Genomic DNA, 24,681 nt, shown 5'->3' on the forward strand with positions numbered 1-24,681 from the left:
GAGCTCCTCCTTTTTTGAAACGAACTCAAAGCTAATATAGCAATGAGTTCCTTTCATGTGTTGGATTTATTTTCTAACCGGATATTTTCCTTCTTCGGCAATTCGTTTATTTAATTCTTCCAAGAATAAATCTTCATCAAATGGTATTTCCACTTCTTTGCCTAACCAGTTTGACAGGTGCATCGCATTTGCAAGTCTAACACCGTTAATACCGTCACTGCCAGGTGCTAATAATGGTGTACCTTCTACAATCGCAGAAGCAAAGTCCTCTAATACAGCAATGTGCTGTTGGCCCCAAACATTTCCAAAATCAAGTACCTCTTCAGTGAAAATATCACCCGTTCCGCCGCCCATAAAAATCTTCATGACATCTGACATATCCATGTTAGAACTCATTTCATTTTCAGATTTTTTCAGGCGCTTGATGGTTACTTTCTTACTATCGTCTACCACGATTTTTCCTTTATCACCTAAGATTTCTAAACGGTCTGTCCCTACTACATCGTGTGTACGTGTTACAAATACACCAGTAGCACCATTTCCATAATCAAAAAGTGCAGTCACATCGTCTTCAACGACAATATTTCTCTGGTAGCCATAGTTTACTTTTGAATAAACCTTTTTCGGCATGCCGCAAATCCATTGAAGCAAATCAATTTGGTGTGGTGCTTGGTTTACAAGGACACCTCCGCCTTCTCCGCCCCAAGTTGCTCTCCATTCACTTTGATCGTAGTACCCCTGAGGTCTCCACCAGGTAGTAATAATCCAGTTGGTACTGCGAATGCTGCCGATCTCACCATTATCAATCATTTCTTTTACTTTTTTATAGAGTGGATTTGTACGCTGGTTAAAGAAGATTGCAAACTTAACGTCAGGCTTTGTTGCGGCAAAGTCGTTTAACTCTTTCACTTGTTTTGTATAAACACCAGCTGGTTTTTCCACTAAGGCATGAATATTTCTTTTTAGTGATTCGATTCCCATTTCAGGATGGAGATAATGCGGAACCGTTGTCACGACTGCATCAACGTCACCGCTTTCAAGCATATCGATATAATTATCATAGAAAGGAACACCTGGATACTTCTCTTCTGCTACTAGTTTTTTAGCAGGATCGTTATCACAGATCGCACCAATCACCATGTTTTTAACTTTGCCTTCCGAAATGAAATTAGCGTACATACCACCTTCTGCACCTAATCCAATAATCCCTAATCTTACATCAGCCATAATTAATTTCCCTCGCTTTCAATTTTTTTAAGAATTTCTAGGAGTCATGGGGACGGTTCTACTGCTTCTACGGAAGCAGTAGAACCGTCCCTATATTTCCATTTTTTTAAGAATGTCTAGAAGTGCTTCATATTGAAGTTTGTAGCCGCCTGCACCATCAAGCCCTTTGTTGTTTTTTATGACCTCCGTTGCATCCTCAAGCTCTAAATCCTTTAGAGAATCAAAGAGAACTAGGTGTGGTTCTAGAGTTAAAAAGCCTTTGTAGCCGCTTGCAATAAACTGAGCTAATATTTCAGGTATTTTACCTTCACCAGTTCCACAAACAACATTTTGGCTGTCAGCTGTTACCGCATCCTTTATGTGAATATAAACAATCTCACCTTTTAAGAGATCGTAACACTCCCCAGTGTCCTCACCGCACTGGACGAAATTAGCAAAGTCGAAAATCCCTTTAAAGTAAGGTGAATCCACTTCTGTCAGAATCTCATGGCAACGTCTCGCGATATCACCAAAGATATCCTTTTCATTTTCATGCAGCAATATCACATTGTACTTTGATGCAATTGCTGTAAATTCCTTTAGCTTACGAACAACTTCACCGCGATATTGATCTGCATTCTCACCCTTAGGAATATAGAAACTAAAGATACGCATATACTTGCAATCTAGTAAGTTGCTAATTTTACAAAGCGTGTCCAGCATAAGCTTTTGTTTAGCAAAGCCTTCTTCATCGTTGATGAAAACTTTACCGATAGGTGAACCGATGGAAGATACACTAATTCCAGCCTTTTGAAGCCTAGGCTGCACCTTTTCTTTGATTTCATCAACAGTAAAATCACCAATATTTTTCCCATCAATACCACGAAGTGAAATATATTCCATACCTAGATTTGATACAACTTTCAGCTGAGTATCAAAATCGGATGAAATTTCATCTGAAAACCCTGAAATCAATAAGTCCTGACTCATTTAGGCTTTTCCTCCTTTTTTACAGGCTGTCTAAGGCCTTACTTTCTTATTCCGATACTGTGTTGGAGTCATTCCAACCTTTTCTTTAAAAAAGCGGCTGAAATGCGCCACACTCTCAAATCCGGTTGCACGCGAAACCTCAGTAAGTGTTTGATTAAGCTCCATTTCTAACAAATACTTCACCTGATTGAGCCGGCACCCCATTACATATTCCATTACAGTAAAACCGGTCACATCTTTAAAAACATGCGAAGCATAGTATTTACTCAGACTTAATTCCGAGGCTATTCGGTCTAAACTAATTTTTTCTGAATAATGATCATTAATCCAAGAAGCTATAGCTTCCGCATGAAGTTCCTTTTCGGTTTTATTGCTTGATATCTGAGCCAATTCCTTTTGACTCATTTTATAAATTCTTATCAATAACTGAACTAATTCAAGTTTCACTTCAGCTTCTAATAGTACATTCTTTCTGCCAGTTCGCTGCATTTCTTTATCAATATTTGCTAACGAGATAGCGATTTCTTTTATTCGTCCATCAACAAATTGCCCTGATTCATCATAGCCGGTTCGGAGCAGGCAATTATTAAGTTTTTTAAACGGGTCTAACAAATTTGGTATTCCCAGTCCCATTAAAGATTCCTGCAGCCAAATCGGTGAAAAGTGAAGCATACTCCTTGTGTACGTACTATCTGTACCCGGATTTGCTTTATGCAACGTCATACCATCTAAAAGGATAATATCACCAGGCTGTAACTCATAGATCCGGTTGTTAATTAAATACTTACAATCACCCGAGTGGAAGAAATAAATTTCATATTCTTGATGGGAATGATAATCAAATGGGCCGAACTCCAATCCTTTTGCCCGATAGAATGCGGTGACCCACTCATCCATGATTTTCTTTTTGTAGAAAGTGACCTTTGTCTTGTCCATTACTTTCACACCCTTAGAAGTAAGCGCTAACAAACAGATTTGTTAAGTGACTGTACTTATATTTTATTGCACACAGAAGCAAAAAGCATTCTCCATAACTGCTCAAAAACACATGTTTTTTGACTCATATTGCTTTTTGATTTTTATCCTTAGTCAAATGATAATAAAAAAAGAGAGACAAAACAGCTCTACCTGAGCCAGCATTTGTCTCTTTTTGTTGTGTTCAAAATTAAATTGATTATTCCATCCAGTTTGTATGGAAAATTCCTTCTTTATCCGTGCGCTGATAAGTATGTGCACCAAAGTAATCACGCTGCGCCTGCAGTAAATTTGCTGGAAGTGTTTCTGTGCGATAGCTATCATAGTAAGCAATTGCACTTGCAAAAGCAGGAACCGGAATTCCTCGTTCAATGGCAACAGCTAGCACTTGACGCAATGCCTGTTGATAATTTTCAGCAATTTCTTTAAAGTAAGGATCCAATAAAAGGTTAGCAAGCTCTGAATCACGGTCATAAGCGTCCTTTATTTTTTGTAAGAATTGCGCACGAATGATACAGCCACCGCGGAAAATCATTGCGATATCGCCGTAGCGAAGATTCCAATCATACTCTTCCGATGCTGCACGCATTTGAGCAAACCCTTGTGAATAGGACACAATTTTACTCATATATAGTGCTTTGCGGACTGCTTCAATTAACTCTTCTTTACTTCCGTTAAAAGGAGTTACTTCTGGTCCTGATAAAATTTGGCTTGCTTTAACACGCTCTTCTTTCATTGCTGAAATAAAACGGGAAAATACAGACTCGGTAATAATTGGCAGAGGTACACCAAGGTCTAATGCATTTTGGCTTGTCCATTTACCAGTACCTTTTTGGCCAGCAGTATCTAGAATTAGGTCTACGATTGGTTTACCAGTTTCTTCGTCCACCTTTGTGAAGATATCAGCTGTAATTTCAATTAGGTAACTGTCTAACTCACCTTTATTCCAATCAGCAAATACTTCGTGAAGTTCCTGAGCGTTTAGGCCAAGAATATTTTTCATAATAAAATAAGCTTCACAAATTAATTGCATATCGCCATACTCTATGCCGTTATGAACCATTTTCACATAATGACCTGCACCGTTTGGTCCAATATATGTACAGCATGGGTCGCCTTCAACCTTTGCTGAAATGGCTTCAAAAATTGGCTGTACAAGCTCATACGCTTCTTTCTTACCGCCAGGCATGATCGAAGGACCTTTTAATGCACCCTCTTCTCCACCAGAAACTCCTGTACCGATAAAGTGAAAGCCTGCTGTTTCAAGATCTTTATTCCGTCTAATTGTATCTTGGAAGAAGGTATTACCGCCATCAATTAGGATATCGCCTTCTTCAAGATATGGTTTTAATGAATCGATTGTTGCATCAGTTGCTGTACCCGCTTTTACCATTAAAAGAATTTTTCTTGGTTTTTCTAAGGAACCTGCAAATTCTTCAATTGTACGAGCTCCAACAAAGTTTTTGCCTTCCGCTTCATTCTTTAAAAACTCCTCTGTTTTATCAAACGAACGGTTAAAGACAGCCACAGAATAACCACGGCTTTCAATATTTAAAGCAAGGTTTTTACCCATAACGGCTAAACCAACGACACCAATTTGCTGTTTAGACATGTTTATCCCTCTTTCATTCTTAATGTTTCTAGATAACCATAAACTTTAGTATATTACAAGGATAAAGTATTAACTAATTTAGTTCATCATTATCATTCTCTTTTTTTGTCATTTAACACAAATTATTTTTGAATTTTTTCTAAAATAATTTGCAGCTAGCTGAAGCTTTACCTTTGCAGAAAGAATTTTTCTGCATTATGGTAGCCAATATTTTTAACCATATTCTCTAGGAATTCCATATCCGTTGGAACTAATCCTTTTTCTACCCAATCCCCCAGCAAGTTACAAAGTATTCTGCGGAAGTAATCGTGGCGAGCAAAGGATAGGAAGCTGCGGGAATCGGTAAGCATCCCAATAAAATGACTTAAGAGCCCTACGTTCGCTAAATCCTTCATTTGTCTTTCCATACCATCGATATGGTCTAAGTGCCACCATCCAGAACCTAACTGTACCTTACCTGGAACTCCTTCCTCGTAGAAATTGCCCATCATGCCTGCTAAAACCGGATTATCCTTTTGATTTAAATTAAATAACACTGTTCTTGGAAGAGCATCCTGTTGATCGAGTGCATCAAGGAAACGTGAGATCCCTTCGGCAAAATTTGTCTCGCCAACAGAATCAAACCCAGTGTCAGGACCTAGCAGGTTCGTCATTTTCGTATTATTACTGCGCATCGCACCCATATGAAGCTGCATGACCCATTCTTTCTCTGCATACATTTTCCCCAGCTCAGTTAATAAAAACGATCTGTACGAGGTTATGTCCGCTTCAGATAGCTCTTCATCTCTCATTCGTTTCTCGAAAATAGCTTGAATTTCCTCTTTTGTGGTTTGTACATAGTCCATTTTTTGAATATCATGGTCAGAGGCGCGGCCGCCATGTTCATGGAAATAATCTACACGCTGCTTTAGGGCCTGCAAGAAATGATCAAGAGAAGCAACCGTAAAACCTGAGACGTTCTCCAATTTCTCAATCCAGCGCTTAAAGGTTGGGCGTTCAATGAAAAGAGCCCCGTCTGGCCGGAAGGTTGGTGCAATCATGGCATGAAAAGATTCGTCATTTGTCAATAATTTGTGATATTCAAGTGTAGAAACTGGATCATCTGTAGTACCGATAAACTTAACATTTGATCTTTCAATAAAACCTCTTGGTCTAAAGTCTGGTTTTTTCAGTTTATCGTTACATTCATCGAAGATTTCACGTGCTGAATGTTTGTTAAGAATTTTATCTATTCCAAAAAACATTCTCAGTTCCATATGTGTCCAATGATATAGGGGATTGCCCATTAAATGCTGAACCGTATCGGCCCATGCAGAGAATTTTTCCCAATCGGAAGCACTTCCAGTAATATATTTCTCACCAATCCCATGCATCCGCATTGCACGCCATTTATAATGATCCCCGCCTAGCCATACTTCTGTTATGTTTTTATAGGGATTGTTTTCCCAAACCTCTTGAGGGCTTAAGTGACAATGAAAATCAAAAATAGGTAACCCTTTGACCGCGTTTTCATAAAGCCTAACAGCACTATCATTATCTAGTAAAAAGTTTGTATTTAAAAAGCCTTTCAAAGTATTCCCTCCTAAGTTAATATGGTATTACCAGCTTGCTGAAAACCCTTTCAAAACTAGAACTAGCGTTTTTTAGTGTCTATTTCTAATTAATTTGTTTATTACGTCTAATTAATTTGTTTATTAAACAAATTATATACCAATAAATTAACATGAATAGTTTATTTAGTCAATTAACAATTATAAAACAATGACTTCTTTTGGGTTTTAAGAAATAGAAACTGGTATAATACTGATAGATAGATTAGGAGAAGTTCGAAATGAGGGATACTATGGTCACAGGTGATGCAGCTTATATAAAAAAAATAAATCGCTCAATTATCTTAAAGGAAATTATCGCAGAAGGATTGATTTCAAGAGCTGATCTTTCAAAGCTTACTAATTTAACACGCGCAACAATTTCAGCACAGGTAGCTGATTTATTAGATGAAGGTCTAATTGTCGAGACACAGCTTGAGCACTTTTCCGTCGGCAGAAAGCCCATTATGCTATCATTAAATGAGCATGCCGGGTATGCACTTGGAATTGACTTGGACTACGCAAATATTACATTTACACTATCAGATTTATTAGGGAACAGCATTACAGGTTATACAGTTGAGATTGACACAACCGAATACTCGGATATTCTTAAGATTTTAATCCAGGAGATAAACAAATACAAATCGTTATATCAGGATAGCAAATATGGGATTGTCGGGATTGTAATTGCCATCCACGGACTTGTTTCTATAGATGAAGTCATTCATTTTGTACCTCGTCTAAACTGGAATAATATTCATCTAAAAGATGACCTGCAGCAGGAAGTTGGAATCAACGTCTATCTTGAAAATAACGCAAACTTGTCTGCCTTTGCAGAACGGGTCTTTGTTCACCACGAAACAGATAACTTAATCAGTACAAGCCTCTATTCTGGTATCGGCCTTGGTATGATGATGAATAATAGTTTCTTTGAGGGTCATGATGGGTTTGCCGGTGAAGTTGGGCATATGATCATCGTTCCTGGGGGCAAACCATGCAGCTGCGGAAATAAAGGGTGCTGGGAAAAATACGCCTCTGAATCGAGTATTTTTGAATATTTCGCAGAAAAAAGGCAAATCAAAAATCTTAGTTATGACCATTTTCAAAAATGGATTGATGAGAACGACGAAGAAGTCATCGAACAGCTGGAACAGATGACCTATTACCTATCTATCGGTTTAAATAATATGATTAATATTTATAACCCTGACCTGCTAGTATTAGACACAGAACTACTGCGGATATATCCAAATGCATTGCAAAAGATTAAAGATAATCTAAACTCATCCATCAGCCATTATCGTGATTTATCCATATCTTCTATTGGGAAGAAATCCTCTGTAATGGGTGCATGTGCACTTGCTATAAAGCAATTCCTTGATGTTCCAATGCTGAATTTACCTTATGAAAGATAACTAAGAGCAAGTCCTTCATTCCGTTATGAAGGGCTTTTCTCTTTGTATTGAAGTTTGCTGTTGATTTATGCTCCAGGTGCTTCGCCTTCCGCAGAAGGTCCGGGGAGCGGAGACAATCTAGCACTTGTTTCAGTGGACTTTGTCCCGCGACTTGCTCCCCGAAAAGTTACCTCGCTTTCGGGCAACGACATCCTTGGTCTTACCTCATTCAGTAATTTTAAAAATGACATATTCCAAAAGAGCCAAATACAAAAAAACTAATCAAGTGTTTGATTAGTTTTAACCTAGCTTTTTTATTGCAGCTGCTGGCTTATATTTTTTCATTGGTCCTTTTTCTAATACTTCCTGTAGATAAAGATTTCCAATAGGACTAGTTTTTTTGAGCAACTCCACTAAATATGTAATATCATCAAGTGCTCTATGTGTCTGGTAATTTGCAATGTTATGCGCTTGTAACAACGTAAGCAGCTTTCCATTTTGAAAACCATAATTTTTCCATGGGACCCCTCTCATRGTACAGTACCAATTCAAGTCATTTACTTCAGGATACATATAGTAGAGAAAACTGCGGTCAAAGGAAGCATTATGGGCAAAGACCGAATCCGCTCGATGAAAATAGGTTTTGATTTTACTATCAAAAAAGGTTTTCCCGCTTACTAACTCATAAGGGATTCCATGCACCCTATATGCTCTTTCATAATTACTCTTAGCTGAGCTAGATAGCGGCTCTCTTAAGAATGAGTCCTGCTCGATCACTTCTATAATTTCACCCGTATCCGTCCGGTAGGTAAATAGTTTTAATGCGAGTTCAATTACTTCATCAGTGGTAGGTCCTAAGCCTGTTGTCTCAACATCTATCGCTAAACCAAATTCCTGTTTATACAAGACGCTCACCCTTTAATCCAATATTTCTCCTATTATACCATCAAAAGAAGAAAAATCCCGTCAAACTACCGGGATTTTTTCTTACCTTTGACTTCAATTCTCTTTCATTCCATTGATGAATGCTTGAATAATAATTTCTAAGCTTTCATCCAAATCTAACGCTAGTTTAAATCCACCCTTTTGCTCTAGCGATGAAAAACCATGCAGGATACTGCGGAGACCTCTTACTGCATGCAGTGCGCGGTCCCCTTTCAACTCATAGGACTGTAACACTCGAACGGAGAGATTTACAATTTTTGCTCCTGCATTTTGTACCTCCTCCGCTTCCATGTCGGGGGCAAACAAAGTAGCTTCATATATTCCAGGGTGCTTCCTGGCAAAATTCACATAGGTCATGCTGATTGCAAGAAGGGCTTGATCTCCCGACACACCAATGGCCGATTGAGACATCTCCTCATATAGTTTATGAAGTCCGTAAATGGCTAACTCTTTCCTCAATCCCGACAGCCCATCAAAATGGTTATATAAAGAAGGGGGACGAATTCCTAAATTTTTTGCTAAGTTCGCCAAAGTTACTTCCTGTATTCCCTTCCTGTCGGCAAGTTCTCCTGCTGCTTGGAGGATTGTATTACGATCGAGAGCAAATTTCGGTCTTGGTGACATCTATGTTGACTCCTTTATCCTAGTTTTTTTTCTAAATGATTAATAGCTTCCTCTATACCCTTCAACGGATTTTCAATCATTTCTCCATGACCAACCGCTAGCAGTTTTGGTTGATATCCTTTTAATTTCTTCGCGCTTTTTAGTGCAGTTACCTTACTCCATGTGGCAAAAGCAGGGAAAGGAAACAACAGTCTAAAATCCCCTGCGACCGCTAAACCACCTCTTGTTTGGAATGCGTCTCCTGCAATTAGCGCGTTAGTGCGTGTATCTAACAGCGATATCGAACCTGGAGTATGCCCCGGAGTTTCAATGACAATTAGAGAGCCAACACGATCCCCCTCTTTTAACAAAATATTGGCCCTCGTTTTTAATTTTTTCGGAACGCCGCCCTTAATAGCCGTTTGATCTTCATGCGGGTCAAGTGAAACATCACCATTCATCAACCGATGATCCCGTACTGAAATATAGACTGGCACGTCTGGAAGCACTTCTCTGATGGCATCAAGTGCCCCAACATGGTCCTCATGAGCATGGGTCAAAATAATTTTGCTGATTGGCTTTCCAATCTCTTCAGCCGCTCTTAAAATCGCCTTTGCACTATACGGTAGAGCAGCGTCAATTAAGGATAATCCCTCACCTTCCTCAACTAGATAGCAGTTTACCGGAAACACATTCGTCATAAAACTAACTTGAAATAAATGTCCATTTTGGATAACTCTCATTTAAATCAGCCCCTTAACTAATATCGTTAGTTTTATCTTAACTAACTATGTTAGTTTTATCAAGAATTTTTTTATAAAATTTTCCATTTAATGATCTGTTAATAATTTGTTCACAGCTTTTTTACGAAATTGTGAAATGGTGAGCATTTTGCCCTTAACTCGAGATTAATTTGTTATATTGTGAGTGTAGTAATTATATAAAACTTATCAACAAGGGAGATGCATTAAAATGTTGGGAACCAAAACGCCAGTTCAATAATCTGTCAAAACATTTTATACAAACTGTGAACTTATCACTATACCTATGTTATTAACAGTAAAAAACAAATATAGTAAACCTATCAAAAACAATTAAAAATTGAAAGGCGGAATATAAAATGTTTAATAAATTTTTAAGAGAAAATAAAATTGCAGCAGCTATTTTAACAGTTTTTCGATTATACCTTGGATACACTTGGTTTACAGCAGGTTTAGGAAAGCTTACTGGCGGTTTCGATGCTTCAGGATATTTAGGAAATGCAGTTGCTAATCCCGTTAAAGGCCCAGATGGCAGCATGGTTTATGGTTGGTATGCTAACTTCTTAGAAAGCTTTGCATTGCCAAACATCGAATTGTTCAATGTACTTGTTCCTTGGGGCGAAACATTAATTGGTTTAGGGCTATTACTTGGATGCTTAACAACAGCAGCTATATTCTTTGGTTTAGTGATGAACTTCTCTTTCTTTTTAGCAGGAACTGTATCTCATAACCCAACAGACATCTTCTTAGGCTTCATCATCTTGACTGCCGGGTTTAACGCTGGCCGCTTTGGTTTAGATCGCTGGGTAGTACCTTTCATTCGTAAAACTGTACTAAAAGGCAATGCAACGAAGCAACACGCATAATAGCAATTTAAAAACGCCTCAAATTGAGGCGTTTTTTTAATAGCTATTATCTTCTTCACCGTTTTCAAAACCGGTCCGCTCTTGATACCAATTTATAAGCTGAGTAAGGATGGTAAATACAAGGAAGAAATTCATGGCCCAAACATTAACAAATGGAGCGATACCACCAAACTCAATCCCATGATACCCTTTTAGCTTCATCACAATCATTGATTCAATGAAAACTAGAATAAACCCAAGTACTCCTGCGACAGCCATCCGAATCATTTTTCTTCCCCTCCGTTTTGTATAGCGAATTAAAAAATTGTCAGTTTTGTGAACTTTATGCACTTATTATATGGCAATTCTTAACGTTATCACAACTACTTTCCCCTAAATTGTTAAATTTTCTAACGAAAAAACTAATCTGCATTAAATGCCTATTTACAATCAACAATAATATAAGAAATGTCGTTGAAAGGCGGGATCTCTTTGGATACAGCAATGCTACTAGAGTATGCGTGGGTCTTACTCGTACTGATCGGCTTAGAAGGTATTTTGGCAGCAGATAATGCATTGGTTATTGCGATTATGGTCAAGCACTTACCAGAAGATACTCGAAAGAAGGCACTATTTTATGGTTTAGCTGGTGCATTTGTGTTTCGTTTTGGTTCATTATTTATTATCTCCTTCCTTGTTGATGTCTGGCAGGTTCAAGCAATAGGTGCAGTGTATTTACTTTTCATTGCCCTTAACCACATTGTTAAGAAATTTGTTTTAAAGAAGGATGGACATACGAAAGGAAAAGCAGAAAAACCTGCGTCTGGTTTTTGGATGACGGTATTAAAGGTAGAGTTAGCGGACCTCGCTTTTGCGGTGGATGCCATTTTGGCAGCCGTTGCATTTGCAGTAGCCCTTCCAGAGACACCCCTGCCCAATATCGGTGGCTTAGATGGCGGACAATTTTTAGTTATCTTCGCTGGCGGGGTAATAGGATTAGTAATCATGAGATTCGCGGCCAATTTCTTTGTCGGATTGCTCCACCGAAAACCAGGACTTGAAACAGCAGCCTTTCTGATCGTTGGGTGGGTTGGAGTCAAGTTAGCTGTATATACACTTGGTCATGAAGATTTACAGATTATTTCTAAGGAGTTTCCAAAATCCCCTGAGTGGAAGATCACCTTTTGGATTGTATTATTATTAATTGGTGTAGCAGGCTGGTTCCTTTCTAAAGATAAAAGTGAGGGTGCCGAGCCGATTGAAGGTCATTAAGGAGAGCCCCTGTAATCTTTTTACAAAGATAACCCTCTTTCCAAAAATAGCCAAACAGTTAAAACTCACTGTTTGGCTATAAATTCCTCCACCGTTAAAATCGTTTCATTAAACCCAAGTCCCTTAGCTAATTGGGTTATACCTGGAGGTTCAACATGGGCTTCTAGAAGCTTGTCCGTTCTTGAAAAAACATGCCTAGTATCATTGTCGAGGAGGATTTTCCCCTGACTCATCACAATCGTTCGATCGAAATTCTCTGCCACGAAATCCATGTCATGGATAATCGTCATTACCAGTTTATTTTTTTCCTTTAAAGACCTGATTATTTCCTTTATCTTTTGTTTTCCAGCGTAATCCTGCGCAATCGTGGGCTCGTCAAGAATGATAATATCAGTGTCCATTGCTACAATTGATGCAATACAGAGAAGCTTTTTCTCCGATAAACTCAAATCGTGTGGATTAATATCGAGTTTGTCGTCTAACCCCACCATTTTTAAAGCAGCAATCGCATTTCCCTTTGCCCTTTCACGTTCCATTTTTATATTAAGCGGTCCATACATGACTTCATCTAGGACACTTCGTTTAAAAATTTGATCATTTGGATTTTGAAAGACAAGTCCGATGATCTTAGCAAGTTCTGCAGCTGTTGATTTTTTTACATCTATATTACCTATCTTGATTTCTCCAGTAAATGGCTTTAATAAACCTTTTAATAGCTTTACCAAAGTCGTTTTACCGGCACCATTTTGACCAATAATAGCTGTAGAACGGTGGTCCAGCTCTAGATTTATTCCTGTTAAGACAGGTTCACCCTCTGTATAGGAAAATGATAGATTAGCTATTTTGATCATCTCTTCGCCCCCCTAATACTGCCGTAGCATCAGCTAAGGTAACTGGGTAATAATCCGTTCCGGCCTTTTTAATCCCCAGGGCTTTACAAACCCTTGTAAAGACAGGCGGGACAACACCATGGGTCTCTAGGTCCTCTTTAGAAAATATCTTTTCTGGTGTGTCAAAATCAATTACCTTTCCTTCATCTAACAACAGGACACGATTGCAATGCTCTGCCACTTTTTCCATTTTATGCTCTGCCATTACGACGGTTATACCTTGTTTACTCAAATCTTTAATCGCCCGAAATACTTCCTCCGAGCCTTCTGGGTCTAGTTGGGAGGTTGGTTCGTCCAATACAAGAATCTCTGGCTTCATAGCAATAATACTGGCTATGGCCATTCGCTGCATTTGCCCTCCTGATAGATCAAAGGGATTATGATGCTTTACATGGGCTATTTGTAATAGGTCCAGCACATAATCAACCCTCTCCGTAATTTCTGCCCGAGGAATAGCGATATTTTCAAGACCAAAAGCAATTTCCTCATACACCGTCATTTTTGAACCTGTAACCTGGGTAAATGGATTTTGAAAAACTATGCCTACTTTTAACGAAGTCTCTGCAATGGAATGTTCCTTTATCTCAAGACCATCCACAAGTACTTTACCGCCATATGCCCCCTTATAAAAATGAGGAACGAGTCCAACAATTGCTTGGCATAAAGTGGATTTACCTGCACCATTTTTTCCAATGATACCGATAAACTCACCTTGTTCTACCTCAAAGGACATGTTATCAAGGACCAATGCATCAGAGGATGGATATTTATATTTTAAGCCTTCGACGACAATTTTTTTCATCCGATAACCCTCCAACCAATAGCCCCTATGGTGAGCAGCAGCATGACAAACTGAATTCCTTTACTATGTACATATTTCTTTTCTTCATATAAGAAGGTTTTCGGAGACTCTGAATTGAAACCTCTTACCTCCAATGCCATGGCCCTCTCCTTCGTATTAATTAACGAGCCTAACACTACTGGTCCTAACAAAGGTAGAAAGGCCTTTACCCTGACAATTAAATTCCCCTCCGTCTCCATCCCTCGTGACCGTTGAGCATCCATAATCGTGTCCATTGAACTCATCATTTCTGGAATGATTTGAAAAACCGAAATAATTACATATCCAATCCGCGGTGACAAACCTTTGCGAACAAGAGATTCTACCAAATCAGATGGTTTTGTCGTAAGAACAAGGATCATGAATGCTCCAACAATATTGATTACTCTGAGCGTAATCATTAAGGAATATAGCAGTCCTTCTTTATACATGGTGAAGGGTCCAATATCGAATAAAGCCGTTTCATTTTCAGGCTTAAATAATCCTTGAATGATGACCACTGTAATCAGCACAAGGAATACAAAACCAAAAATAGGCAGTGTATTTCGAAATACTCTTGCAATGAACAGCAGCGTAATACTGATAGCCACACATATGATGGTAATGGTGAATGTAGGTAAAATAATCGGAATCAATACTGCAAAAAGAATGTAGTAGATTTTTGTAAATGGGTCAATATCATGGATGACCGTATCTCTTTCTGCATAAAGGCTAATCGATTTCAACTGCATTCACCACTTTCTTTACACAAGGCTTAATCAAGTGTTTCTAATTTATTATTATTGTCATATAATTGCACGACATTACGCGGCAATCCTCTGTAGATACCATAGCTAATTAACACGACAAGTAACTTATCAGGAACATCTACTACAATTTCATCAAGGAAACTTGCTAACCAAATGGAGTCTGTATTAGCTAGGACAATGGCAAACAGTGCATCTCCCCAGATGTTTCCTGTTTGACCGCCCCAGAAAGCAATGTTAATTGGTGTAGAAACGATCGTTGCGACAAGACCGATGATTAAACCAGCAACAACAGCTTTACCCCAACTAGAGATGAATCCTTTATAAAATAAGATCCCGACTGTTAAACCAATCGCAACGCTTGTAATACCATAGACAAAGGAAATGGGATCGACTGTAAGACCATAAATAATATTATTAATTGCTCCTGCTAATGCGCCGATCACAGGTCCTGCCAACATACTTGCCAAAACTGTTCCAATTGAATCCAGCCACAACGGCAGCTTTAATAATCCTGCAAATAGCTTTCCAATATAGTTAATACCAATCGCCGCTGGAATCAGTACTAGAGCAGCAGTAGAAAAGCGGAATGACCACATGCCTTGTTTTTTCATCAATAAAAACCCCCTTTTATTGTTTCACTAAATGATCATACGTTACAATAGCGTCAAGTGCAGTCATAATCTCGTTTACTTCTCCCTGCTTGCTATTGTTTTTTTCATCAATATAATCATTAATTCCCCCCTCTAAATTCCCCTCTTGTTCAACAACGACATTCAATATGGAAGCGGTTTTGATCCCGCGAAGTCCGCCAATTACAAAAAGTGCTGCAGTTTCCATGTCTGATGCAAGGATCCCTTTTTCTGACCAGTATCTATCGATTTCTTGTTCTTTATCAGTATAAAAGCTGTCATGACATCTGACAATACCTGTATAGTGTTTAACTTTCTTGCTCTTCGCCGCTTCGATGACGTGAAAAAGTAATTCGGTATCAGGGATGGCTGGATAAGCTTTGTTGATATAGGCATACGAAGCACCGTCATTTCGAACGGCACCGGAGGCTATTACCAAATCTCCTATCTTGAGCTGCGGCTGCAATGCCCCGCAGCTGCCAATTCGGATCATGGTTTTTATCCCAATATTCCTCAACTCCTCTACAGCAATTCCTGCTGAAACGCCGCCAATACCAGTCGAAGTAACAAGCACTCGGATACCTTTATAGGTACCGATAACCGTCTTAAATTCGCGATTTGTTGACAGCTGCTCAGCGTTTTCTAGAAATTTTGCCACTTCATCGACACGCCCTGGATCACCGGGCAGTAAGGCATAGTGAACATCTTCCATTCTTCCTATTCTAATATGTGGTTGTAAGGTACTCTCCATAAATGACTCCTTTCTATTACAAATTGGTGTTAGGTGTATTTTGTTCCTTTTCAGTATTATTTTACCAAACAGAAAGAAAAAAAAGAGCAAAATCGCTCTTTTTATTAAGTAGATATTAATTTTTAAGTTTTACTAGCATATCCCAAGATGTTCCGTCTATTCCTATTTTCTTAAAGCCCAACCTTTCATAGAGCCGGAGTGCACGGTTATTAGGATCTACACTCAGTGACACCTGCTCAAATCCTGACTCCTTTGTTAATGTCAGCATTTCTTCAAGCAGGGCTGTACCTATTCCCTCTCCCCTGTATTCAGGGAGGAGTGCCATTCCTAACAAAGGGGTTTGAGTGTCTACAAAACCATACGTCTTATTCGTTTCATCAAATAATCTGACCCAAACAGCCCCTACAGGTGATTCTCCCGACGTTGCAATCAGGGCTGCATCCCCCTTACGTCCCCAATCTTTTAAGGACTTCGATATTTCTGGGTCCTTTAGCATATCTTTTGAGGGCCGTGGCTCTCCTTCTGGCACGTATATAGCTTGATATAACATTTCCCATAGAAATTTCTCATCTGTCTCGTTACTTGCTCTAATCCGATAATGGTTCATACGTTCCTCCCATTTATTTTGTAGTTCAAAGTATTTGACGAAGGTGATTGAAGAAAGTTCATTTAATTTTCACTTTCCCATATCCCTCAATCCAAGCTGGGAAGAAGGATAGTTCGAGTGAAATAGGATTCATTTCATCTTGCAGCTCTGGAATTTTAATACCAAACTCGATCTTCCCTTCGTATGGTCCGGAGGTAGAAGATTCAGGACTGTCTAATAGATTTCCATTCTTATCCCTTACATCTGAAAAAGGGTGATAATGAAATTCTCCATCAGAACGCATTTTTAACATGATGTACTTTCCATCCACTACTACATCACTGAAAAGGTTACCCTCGGGCTGACTAAGAATCTTCTCTGCTTGGGTATCAACTACAACCCTTGCATCCTCTCGATCTACCGCCTGAATTTTATTTAGCACTAGATATAATTCCTTTGGATCGCGAAAGTAATTGCTCTGTAAATAAAGAATCTTTTCATTTTCAGAAATATGGCTTGCTGTGACTCCATCTGCTATTTTATTCCATACTTCCCCGTTTTCATCGACGAGTCGTAAATCATCAAAGTTCAAAAGCTTTTTGGTGTTATTTGGATCTAGCTTTACATGAACAGCTACTCTTAATGGATAGATTTTTGCATCTACGAAGGTAATTTTTTGTCCTTCGATGGTTACGGATTTATTTAAAACATAAGTCTTTTTCTTTTTGATTTCTTTTTTCAATTGAAACTGAAGGGTATACTCTTCTGTCTGATTGTCACCCTTTACTTTTACTTTCAGTTCAAACTCTCGTGCGGTTAATGGAGCCTGAAAAGTATATTCCAGCATGTCATTACCAAAGCTTTTGCCATCCTTCGAACTTAAGGATCTTCCAAACGAAAAGGATCCGATGTTGATATCCACATCTGTACCCTTCAAACGAACCTCCTCGACGACCATTTCACTCTGCTTCTGCTCAGATTGCAGGGAATAAAATAACACTAAGGCATCTTCATCCGCAATGGCACCATCAAGCGTGAAAGTAAAACCATTTTTTTTCTGTGATATTCCGAGTTCTTCGTAATAGTCATTCTCAATCGCGAGCATCTTTCCTTTATCATTACGGATAACTTCAACCAATTTCTCCATACCCGGGATGACGGCAATATACTCTGCAAAAGCTGGTGAAAGACGAATGGATGTAAAAAAACTAATAAATACAATGGCCGCAGCAGCTAAGCTAAATAACCACTTCTTTTTCTTAGCCTTAGGCTTGTTCTCTAGCTTTGCTTTCTGGAATCCTGCTAAAATGGCTTCGTCCAGTCTATTTTCAGCGATATTAATATGATCATAGCTTGTTTTATAGTCTCTTAATTTTTCCTCTTCCTTTTCAAACATGCAGATCGCCGCCTTTCTCACCTAGTTTTTCCCTCAGGGCCTTTAATGCTTTATTAAGCCAGGTCTTTACCGTGCCTTCCGGACATCTCATGGAGACTGCAATTTCTTTTATTTTCATATCATTAAAATATTTAAGCGTAAGAATTTCCCGCGATTTCTCATCAAGCTCCAACATCGCATCCTTCAGTTCCATCGCTGAGTGGTTTTCTGTAAATCCTTGCTGAAGAATCAGTTCGTCGTTTAAAATGACACGTTTATTTTTCTTCAACTGATCATTACAATAATTAATCATGATTCGAATGAGCCAGGTTTTAAAGAATGACGGCTCTTTTAACTTCCCCACACACTTGTAGGCACGGTAAGTAACCTCTTGAATGGCTTCAAGTGCCTCTTCTTCATTTCTTAAAAAAGAAAGTGCGGTTTTATATAAATCTAGCTTGTATAACTGTATTAGTTGTAAAAACGCCACATCATTGCCTTTAATGGCATCCTTCACTAGTTGAATATCTGCATTCAAACCCCTGTCCCCCTAACATTCCTGCCTATCTACATATTAGACCATTGAGATCTGAAAAAGTTTTAAGATAATATACTTTTTTATTAGGCTGTGTTAATGGATGCTGTTGATTTTAGAACCTGTTGATTGGAGTGAAAGGCGCTTGACTCCTGCGGGATGTACGAGCTGAGTGAGACCCCACAGGTGCGAAGCTGTAATAGGCTCACGGGCGAGCCCGCGGAAAGCATAGCGCCTGTAGCGTAAATCAACAGCCTAGTTTAACACAGCCTTTTATTAAAGGGATATTTTCGATATTTGGCTAATTAATAAGTGAAATAATATCCAAAATGGATAAAGTAATTAACAGGAAGGGGTGTTTCGCTTGAAGGACCATATAGTAGAAGTGCTTAAGCAAATCGAACAGGAATATGACGTGAAGGTTCTTTATGCTTGTGAATCCGGCAGCCGTGCCTGGGGCTTTCCATCTAAGGATAGTGATTATGATGTACGGTTTATTTATGTTCATCAAATGGACTGGTACCTGTCAATTGACCAGCGGCGTGATGTGATTGAGGTTCCGAAGCATGATAAAATTTCTATTCCGGTACATGAATTACTGGATGTAAGCGGCTGGGAGCTAACAAAGGCGTTAAAGTTATTCAGAAAGTCCAATCCACCGTTATTGGAATGGCTAAACTCCACGATTGTGTACCATCAGTCCTACTCAACCACGGAACAACTTAACAAGTTAGCAGACGCGATTTTTGCTCCTAACTCATGTGTTTATCATTATTTAAATATGGCTAAGGGAAATTATCGTGATTATTTGCACCGCGAGGAAGTCAAAATTAAAAAGTACTTCTATGTCCTCCGACCCATTTTGGCAGCAAAGTGGATTGAAAAATACAACACCATTCCTCCCCTGGAATTTCAAATTTTGTTAAAAGATATTATTCCAGCTGATGAGTTAAGCGATTCGATCCACCGATTATTGGAGAGAAAGATTGCAGGAGAGGAACTCAACCTTGAGCCAAAAATTGAAGTAATCAATCAATACCTCAATCATGAAATCGAACATTTGGAAGAGTACGCAAAAGGATTAAAGGTGGAAATTCTCGATCCTACAGAAAAGCTTAACCAGCTGTTTAGAAACACGTTGAAGGAAGTTTGGCATTAGCAAATTTTTAGAAATGCTCTTCAAATTTAGAAGGGCATTTTTCATTGTAGATTTAGGCCCTTTTCTCTAGAATTCACGACCTTGGAGAATGATTTTTTTATATTAAGGATAGTATAAACATACTCAGAATTGTGAACATTTGGTGATTACTAGTTTTTTATAAATTCCCTCTTGAAAATACCATTAAAAACGAATATTATAATAAAGTTATTAAAAAACGTTCGTGTTTTGGAGGAACTATCATGTTTAAGTTAAAAGAAAATCAAACAACTGCAAGAACCGAATTAGTTGCAGGCATAACGACCTTCTTTACAATGGTCTATATCGTTATTGTTAATCCAGTCATTTTATCTGATGCTGGGGTTCCATTTGACCAAGTATTCACAGCTACGATTATTGCAGCAGTTATTGGTACTTTGTGGATGGCCTTTTTTGCCAATTATCCTATTGCAATCGCCCCCGGCATGGGACTGAATGCGTATTTCGCCTACTCTGTTGTCGGCGGCCAGCAAGAGATTAGTTATCAAACCGCTTTTGCAGCTGTTTTCATAGCCGGTGTTCTTTTCATCATCCTTTCGTTAACACCCTTTAGAGAAAAATTAATTGATTCTATTCCAGAAAGTCTCAAGCACGGAATTACTGCTGGAATTGGATTATTTATTGCTTTTATCGGCTTAAGGCTGACAAAGATCATCACTGCACATCCCACAAACCTAGTTGGATTAGGTGATCTTCACTCACCTTCTGCTTTGTTGGCACTTGCTGGTCTAGCCATAACACTAGTCTTAATGGTGCTTCGCGTTAATGGTGCTTTGTTCTTCGGAATGATTATTACAGGATTGATCGCCTTTTTCACTAACCAACTATCCTTTGATCAAGGTTTTGTTTCACTTCCGTCACTACCTGAGGGACTGATTGTAGCGAACCCGATTACAGCGCTAACTGACGTCATACAGCACAGCCTTTATGCAGTCGTCTTTTCTTTTATCCTTGTAACGATTTTCGATACTACTGGAACGATGATTGGAGTAGCAAATCAGGCTGGTCTAATGAAAAATGGGAAATTACCACGTGCACGTCAAGCCTTACTCTCTGATTCAATTGCTACAGGAGTCGGTGCCATGTTTGGTACAAGTCCAACAACAGCCTATATTGAGTCGTCTTCAGGAGTTGCAGCAGGCGGACGAACAGGTTTAACTTCCTTAACCGTTGCGGTCCTATTTATTGTCTCAGCGTTCTTTGGTCCGTTAGTTGGATCAGTGTCGGGGATTTCAGCGATCACAGCACCTGCTCTCATCATTGTCGGCAGTATGATGATGGGAAGCATTGCAAAAATCCGCTGGGACGAGCTAGATGAAGCCTTCCCTGCTTTCATCACCGTTTTAAGTATGCCGTTAACTTCTAGTATTGCAACGGGGATTGCTTTAGGGTTTATCAGCTATCCACTTCTAAAGGTATTCAAAGGGAAATGGCGTGAGGTTCACCCTCTTCTATATGTATTTGCAGTCCTATTCTTTTACCAGCTTGCCTTCTTGCCTCATTAATTAAGTAAAATCCCTTTGAGCTTAGAGATCCTTCTCTAAGCTCTTTTATGTTAAGAGAAGGTAAATTTTTCACAACATAAATGATAAAACTAAATTTTAATGATAAACTCTTACTATCGATTTTCAGACATAAAGATAGAAGGTGAATTTACATGAATCGAAATAAAAGCACTAGTGCGCTCTTAGAGATTCTTTTTGTTTCAGCAAGACTTGGATTTACTTCGTTTGGCGGACCGATTGCCCATTTAGGTTATTTCCATGAGGAATATGTTCGCAGAAGGAAGTGGATGGATGAAAAAAGCTATGCGGATTTAGTTTCCCTTTGTCAGTTCCTCCCTGGTCCAGCAAGCAGTCAGGTAGGAATTGGGATTGGTGTGATGAGGGCTGGCGTGTTAGGTGGAATCGTTTCTTTTATTGGATTTACTCTTCCCTCAGTGATTGCCTTAATCTTATTCGCACTTATTCTCCAAGGGCTCGACGTAGCTGATGCTGGCTGGATTCATGGTTTAAAAATCGTGGCTGTGGCAGTTGTAGCCCATGCGATTCTAGGAATGGCTCAGAAACTAACGCCTGATTCTAATCGAAAAGCGATTGCCTTATTTGCTTTAATTGTAGTCCTCCTTTGGCAAACAGCCTTTACCCAGGTAGGTGTGATCCTTATTTCGGCTTTAGCTGGTTTTCTTCTGTATAGGAACCACGCTGATGAAGATAACTCGAGAATGCATTTTCCTATTTCTCGAAGGTTTGCAACCATTTGTCTGGCCTTATTTTTTGGATTACTCGTGCTTTTACCGATTTTGCGAGAAGTGACTTCGCTTCATTGGATTGCTATGTTTGACAGCTTTTACCGCTCAGGTTCCTTAGTATTTGGCGGGGGTCATGTGGTTTTACCTTTACTGGAACGCGAATTCGTTCCTACAGGCTTTCTTAGTGAGGAAGCATTTTTAGCGGGTTATGGCGCAGCACAAGCAGTACCGGGTCCCTTGTTTACTTTTGCTGCCTATATTGGTGCGGTGATGAATGGCTGGATTGGCGGCTTAATTGCGACCATTGCCATTTTCTTACCAGCTTTTCTGCTCATCTTGGGATCATTGCCGTTTTGGGATACGCTGCGCCGTAACCCGAAAATAAAAGGTGCCTTAATGGGCGTAAATGCAGCGGTTGTAGGAATTTTAATTGCGGCTTTTTATCACCCGATATGGACCAGTTCAATATTAGCACCAATCGACTTTGCCTTTGCTGCCGTACTATTTAGTATGCTAGTCTATTGGAAGCTTCCACCATGGATCATCGTAGTAGCCGGTGCAATCGGCGGCTGGCTTTTGGCATTATAATGATAAGCTATTTAAAAGGTATTGTTTATTAATAAATGTTGATTGGAGCGGAAGGGACAGCCCGCGGAAAGCGAAGTACCTGGAGCTACAATCAGCTACCAATGATTAAAATAATCTTCATAATTTCCACACAACTTATCTATACAATCTACACAAGTTTCTTTTATTATAAAGATAACTTATTTAGGACTTAGGGTTTAAGGAACCTTATTCTTAAAACTTCCCATAATTTTGCTTGGTACCCTTGTACCAAGCTTCTTTTTTACCTAAAGATGTATCTTCATAATTTCCACACAACTTCCCTATAACTTCTACAAATGTTTATCTTATGATAGGAGTATCTTAATTGAGTTAGGGTTTTTGGAACCTTATTCTTAAAACTTCCCATAATTGGCTTGGTACCCGTGTACCAAGCTCTTTTTTTTGCAACTAAATCTAATTCATTTTACAAATCTTCCCAATTGTAAATAATTGTTTTTACTATATTCCAAATGGAAAAAATAGTAGAATATAACTAATTGACGATTAAAGGAGAAGGGTCTTTTTGTCTTTATTTCACACTCCAAAGTTCAACTTCCTAAAGATCATACTATATATCCTGATAACAATTATTCCAACATTAGCGATTAGTTATAGCCTTGCTCAAAACGAAGTCGAGGAAACCGAGCAGCAATATAAGATTAAAGCACAAGAATATGCTAATTATCATGCAATGAATATCGAAAATTTCCTTGGTGAAACCATTGGCCGTCTAGAAATGCTAGCTACCGCCTTAAAAATTCACCATAATAATCTTTTGAATATTGAACAAATCCTAATTGAAACTCAAGAAAAAGATTCTCGTTTCTCTGGACTATATTGGGCAACACCCAGTGGTGACTTACTTATTAGTACAAACCCAACGACGACTCAGGTCAATGTAGCTGATCGTTCTTACTTTCAGGAGGTACTAGCAACAGAAAACACAAGTATTTCTGGGGCACATATTGGCAGAGTAACAGGAAGGTTTATTATCACCATTGCTACTCCAATTATTGAAAGTGGAAAAGCCCATGGAGTTCTTATGGCCAGTTTGAGGATCGATGAAATTGAAGCTGCGATGCGGCAGTTAACGAAAGAAGAAAATATTAAGGTTACGGATCCATCAGGACAGATATTAATAGATGTTGGGAAAGTAAATTCTGAAAACAGAACTGTCCATTATAGTTTTGATATCTCACAGGTTCCATGGACAGTAACTGCCATGTTAAATTCAGCAAGCAAAAACATATTTCATCACACCTTTATTCAATATATGATCATCTTTTTGACGATAACCAACATATTATTCTTATTGGCTCAAAACTTACTTCTTAGAAAAAAGGTAATAAAAGAAAAAGAACAAACCGAACTACATAAGCTTGAACTAATTGGGAACTTAGCCGCTAGTACAGCACATGAAATTAGGAACCCATTAACGGGAATTAAGGGGTTAGTGAAACTCTTAAGCGAGGAGCACTCTGATAAAAAATCACAAACTTATTTTAAAGTAATCCAGCAGGAAGTGGACCGCATCAATGTAATCGTAAGTGAATTGTTAGTCCTCGGAAAGCCCACTGCCTATGCTTTAGAAACCTGTAATGCGAATGAAATTATGAAAGAGATTGAGCCTATTATTCATTCAGAGGCCAACTTCATGAATGTACAGCTTTCTATCCATTATACTGATAAACAACTCCCTATTTCCTGTGTAAAGGATCATGTGAAACAAGTAGTATTAAATTTGGCAAAAAACTCATTACAAGCAATGCCTTACGGTGGAAAGTTAACAATCACCACAGAGAAACTTGCCAACACTTGTGTGATTACAGTGGTAGATAACGGAATCGGAATGCAAAAGGAACAGCTTAATCAAGCATTCAATCCATTTTACACATTAAAGAAAGATGGCTCAGGCCTCGGCTTAACGGTATGCAAACGAATTATAGAAACCTATAATGGCCACATCATGATTGAGAGTGTTCCTGATCAAGGAACACAAGTAGAAATTACGCTCCCATTATCTATTGAATAAAAACATGAATTATGTTCCGCACTTCAATATATGTTAACCA

The 24,681-nt window shown here is 38.8% G+C and carries 24 protein-coding genes; 7 read left to right on the forward strand and 17 right to left on the reverse strand.

Annotated features, from left to right (window positions below; translation table 11 throughout):
- Positions 1–66: 66 nt before the first annotated feature.
- The 5 genes from BTR25_RS08765 to uxaC form a co-directional block, all read right to left on the reverse strand.
- On the reverse strand, positions 67–1,227 hold the full coding sequence (locus BTR25_RS08765; protein ID WP_075687686.1) for a Gfo/Idh/MocA family protein: 1,161 nt from the start codon (positions 1,225–1,227) through the stop codon (positions 67–69).
- A 90-nt stretch (positions 1,228–1,317) separates the two neighbouring features.
- Complete coding sequence (locus BTR25_RS08770) at positions 1,318–2,196, reverse strand: sugar phosphate isomerase/epimerase family protein (RefSeq protein WP_075687687.1); 879 nt, start codon at positions 2,194–2,196, stop codon at positions 1,318–1,320.
- Between the two features lie 30 nt (positions 2,197–2,226).
- Positions 2,227–3,132, reverse strand: a complete 906-nt coding sequence (locus tag BTR25_RS08775) for an AraC family transcriptional regulator (RefSeq protein WP_083652302.1) — start codon at positions 3,130–3,132, stop codon at positions 2,227–2,229.
- A 238-nt stretch (positions 3,133–3,370) separates the two neighbouring features.
- Complete coding sequence (gndA, locus tag BTR25_RS08780) at positions 3,371–4,783, reverse strand: NADP-dependent phosphogluconate dehydrogenase (protein WP_075687688.1); 1,413 nt, start codon at positions 4,781–4,783, stop codon at positions 3,371–3,373.
- 167 nt (positions 4,784–4,950) lie between these two features.
- Positions 4,951–6,354: a glucuronate isomerase gene (uxaC, locus tag BTR25_RS08785; RefSeq protein WP_075687689.1), complete on the reverse strand. Its 1,404-nt coding sequence runs from the start codon at positions 6,352–6,354 to the stop codon at positions 4,951–4,953.
- A 272-nt stretch (positions 6,355–6,626) separates the two neighbouring features.
- On the opposite strand from uxaC, the gene BTR25_RS08790 reads away from it, so the two are divergent.
- Positions 6,627–7,790 carry an ROK family transcriptional regulator gene (locus BTR25_RS08790; protein ID WP_075687749.1) on the forward strand — a complete coding sequence of 388 codons (1,164 nt, stop codon included), beginning with the start codon at positions 6,627–6,629 and terminating at the stop codon, positions 7,788–7,790.
- Positions 7,791–8,069: 279 nt separating this feature from the next.
- Here the strand turns inward: BTR25_RS08790 and BTR25_RS08795 are convergent, their stop codons facing one another.
- From BTR25_RS08795 to BTR25_RS08805, 3 genes are all read right to left on the reverse strand, one after another.
- Positions 8,070–8,675 (reverse strand): exonuclease domain-containing protein, encoded by a 606-nt coding sequence (locus BTR25_RS08795; protein ID WP_075687690.1) that lies wholly within the window; start codon positions 8,673–8,675, stop codon positions 8,070–8,072.
- 93 nt (positions 8,676–8,768) lie between these two features.
- A complete protein-coding gene (locus tag BTR25_RS08800; protein WP_075687691.1) occupies positions 8,769–9,338 on the reverse strand; it encodes a TetR/AcrR family transcriptional regulator in 570 nt (189 codons plus the stop codon).
- A gap of 14 nt (positions 9,339–9,352) precedes the next feature.
- On the reverse strand, positions 9,353–10,060 hold the full coding sequence (locus tag BTR25_RS08805; protein WP_075687692.1) for an MBL fold metallo-hydrolase: 708 nt from the start codon (positions 10,058–10,060) through the stop codon (positions 9,353–9,355).
- Positions 10,061–10,437: 377 nt separating this feature from the next.
- Between BTR25_RS08805 and BTR25_RS08810 the strand changes: the two genes are divergently transcribed.
- A complete protein-coding gene (locus tag BTR25_RS08810; RefSeq protein WP_075687693.1) occupies positions 10,438–10,944 on the forward strand; it encodes a DoxX family membrane protein in 507 nt (168 codons plus the stop codon).
- 36 nt (positions 10,945–10,980) lie between these two features.
- Here the strand turns inward: BTR25_RS08810 and BTR25_RS08815 are convergent, their stop codons facing one another.
- Positions 10,981–11,211 carry a hypothetical protein gene (locus BTR25_RS08815; protein ID WP_075687694.1) on the reverse strand — a complete coding sequence of 77 codons (231 nt, stop codon included), beginning with the start codon at positions 11,209–11,211 and terminating at the stop codon, positions 10,981–10,983.
- A gap of 204 nt (positions 11,212–11,415) precedes the next feature.
- Here BTR25_RS08815 and BTR25_RS08820 point away from each other — a divergent pair, with 204 nt between their 5' ends.
- Positions 11,416–12,195: a TerC family protein gene (locus BTR25_RS08820; protein WP_075687695.1), complete on the forward strand. Its 780-nt coding sequence runs from the start codon at positions 11,416–11,418 to the stop codon at positions 12,193–12,195.
- A gap of 65 nt (positions 12,196–12,260) precedes the next feature.
- On the opposite strand, the gene BTR25_RS08825 is transcribed toward BTR25_RS08820, so the two are convergent.
- The 8 genes from BTR25_RS08825 to BTR25_RS08860 all read right to left on the reverse strand — a co-directional run bounded on the left by BTR25_RS08825 (position 12,261) and on the right by BTR25_RS08860 (position 18,554).
- Positions 12,261–13,046, reverse strand: coding sequence for an energy-coupling factor ABC transporter ATP-binding protein (locus BTR25_RS08825; RefSeq protein ID WP_075687696.1), 786 nt, complete (start codon positions 13,044–13,046; stop codon positions 12,261–12,263).
- The gene (locus BTR25_RS08830; RefSeq protein ID WP_075687697.1) at positions 13,030–13,887 is read right to left on the reverse strand and encodes an energy-coupling factor ABC transporter ATP-binding protein; all 858 of its coding nucleotides are present in this window, start codon (positions 13,885–13,887) and stop codon (positions 13,030–13,032) included. The genes BTR25_RS08825 and BTR25_RS08830 overlap by 17 nt, the downstream gene beginning before the upstream one ends.
- Complete coding sequence (locus BTR25_RS08835; protein ID WP_075687698.1) at positions 13,884–14,651, reverse strand: energy-coupling factor transporter transmembrane component T family protein; 768 nt, start codon at positions 14,649–14,651, stop codon at positions 13,884–13,886. The genes BTR25_RS08830 and BTR25_RS08835 overlap by 4 nt, the downstream gene beginning before the upstream one ends.
- A 29-nt stretch (positions 14,652–14,680) precedes the next feature.
- Positions 14,681–15,286, reverse strand: coding sequence for an ECF transporter S component (locus tag BTR25_RS08840; protein WP_075687699.1), 606 nt, complete (start codon positions 15,284–15,286; stop codon positions 14,681–14,683).
- 16 nt (positions 15,287–15,302) lie between these two features.
- Positions 15,303–16,055, reverse strand: coding sequence for a nucleoside phosphorylase (locus tag BTR25_RS08845; RefSeq protein WP_075687700.1), 753 nt, complete (start codon positions 16,053–16,055; stop codon positions 15,303–15,305).
- Positions 16,056–16,170: 115 nt separating this feature from the next.
- A complete protein-coding gene (locus BTR25_RS08850) occupies positions 16,171–16,662 on the reverse strand; it encodes a GNAT family N-acetyltransferase (protein WP_075687701.1) in 492 nt (163 codons plus the stop codon).
- A 58-nt stretch (positions 16,663–16,720) separates the two neighbouring features.
- The gene (locus BTR25_RS08855; protein WP_075687702.1) at positions 16,721–18,037 is read right to left on the reverse strand and encodes a DUF4179 domain-containing protein; all 1,317 of its coding nucleotides are present in this window, start codon (positions 18,035–18,037) and stop codon (positions 16,721–16,723) included.
- Complete coding sequence (locus BTR25_RS08860) at positions 18,030–18,554, reverse strand: sigma-70 family RNA polymerase sigma factor (protein ID WP_075687703.1); 525 nt, start codon at positions 18,552–18,554, stop codon at positions 18,030–18,032. The genes BTR25_RS08855 and BTR25_RS08860 overlap by 8 nt, the downstream gene beginning before the upstream one ends.
- A gap of 361 nt (positions 18,555–18,915) precedes the next feature.
- Between BTR25_RS08860 and BTR25_RS08865 the strand changes: the two genes are divergently transcribed.
- From BTR25_RS08865 to BTR25_RS08880, 4 genes are all read left to right on the forward strand, one after another.
- Positions 18,916–19,710 (forward strand): nucleotidyltransferase domain-containing protein, encoded by a 795-nt coding sequence (locus tag BTR25_RS08865; protein ID WP_075687704.1) that lies wholly within the window; start codon positions 18,916–18,918, stop codon positions 19,708–19,710.
- A gap of 242 nt (positions 19,711–19,952) precedes the next feature.
- Positions 19,953–21,254, forward strand: coding sequence for an NCS2 family permease (locus BTR25_RS08870; protein WP_075687705.1), 1,302 nt, complete (start codon positions 19,953–19,955; stop codon positions 21,252–21,254).
- 152 nt (positions 21,255–21,406) lie between these two features.
- The gene (locus BTR25_RS08875; protein WP_075687706.1) at positions 21,407–22,588 is read left to right on the forward strand and encodes a chromate transporter; all 1,182 of its coding nucleotides are present in this window, start codon (positions 21,407–21,409) and stop codon (positions 22,586–22,588) included.
- A gap of 544 nt (positions 22,589–23,132) precedes the next feature.
- Complete coding sequence (locus BTR25_RS08880; protein WP_083652303.1) at positions 23,133–24,641, forward strand: ATP-binding protein; 1,509 nt, start codon at positions 23,133–23,135, stop codon at positions 24,639–24,641.
- Positions 24,642–24,681: the final 40 nt, after the last annotated feature.

Source organism: Bacillus sp. MRMR6, assembly GCF_001940785.1.
Classification (GTDB): domain Bacteria; phylum Bacillota; class Bacilli; order Bacillales; family Cytobacillaceae; genus Neobacillus.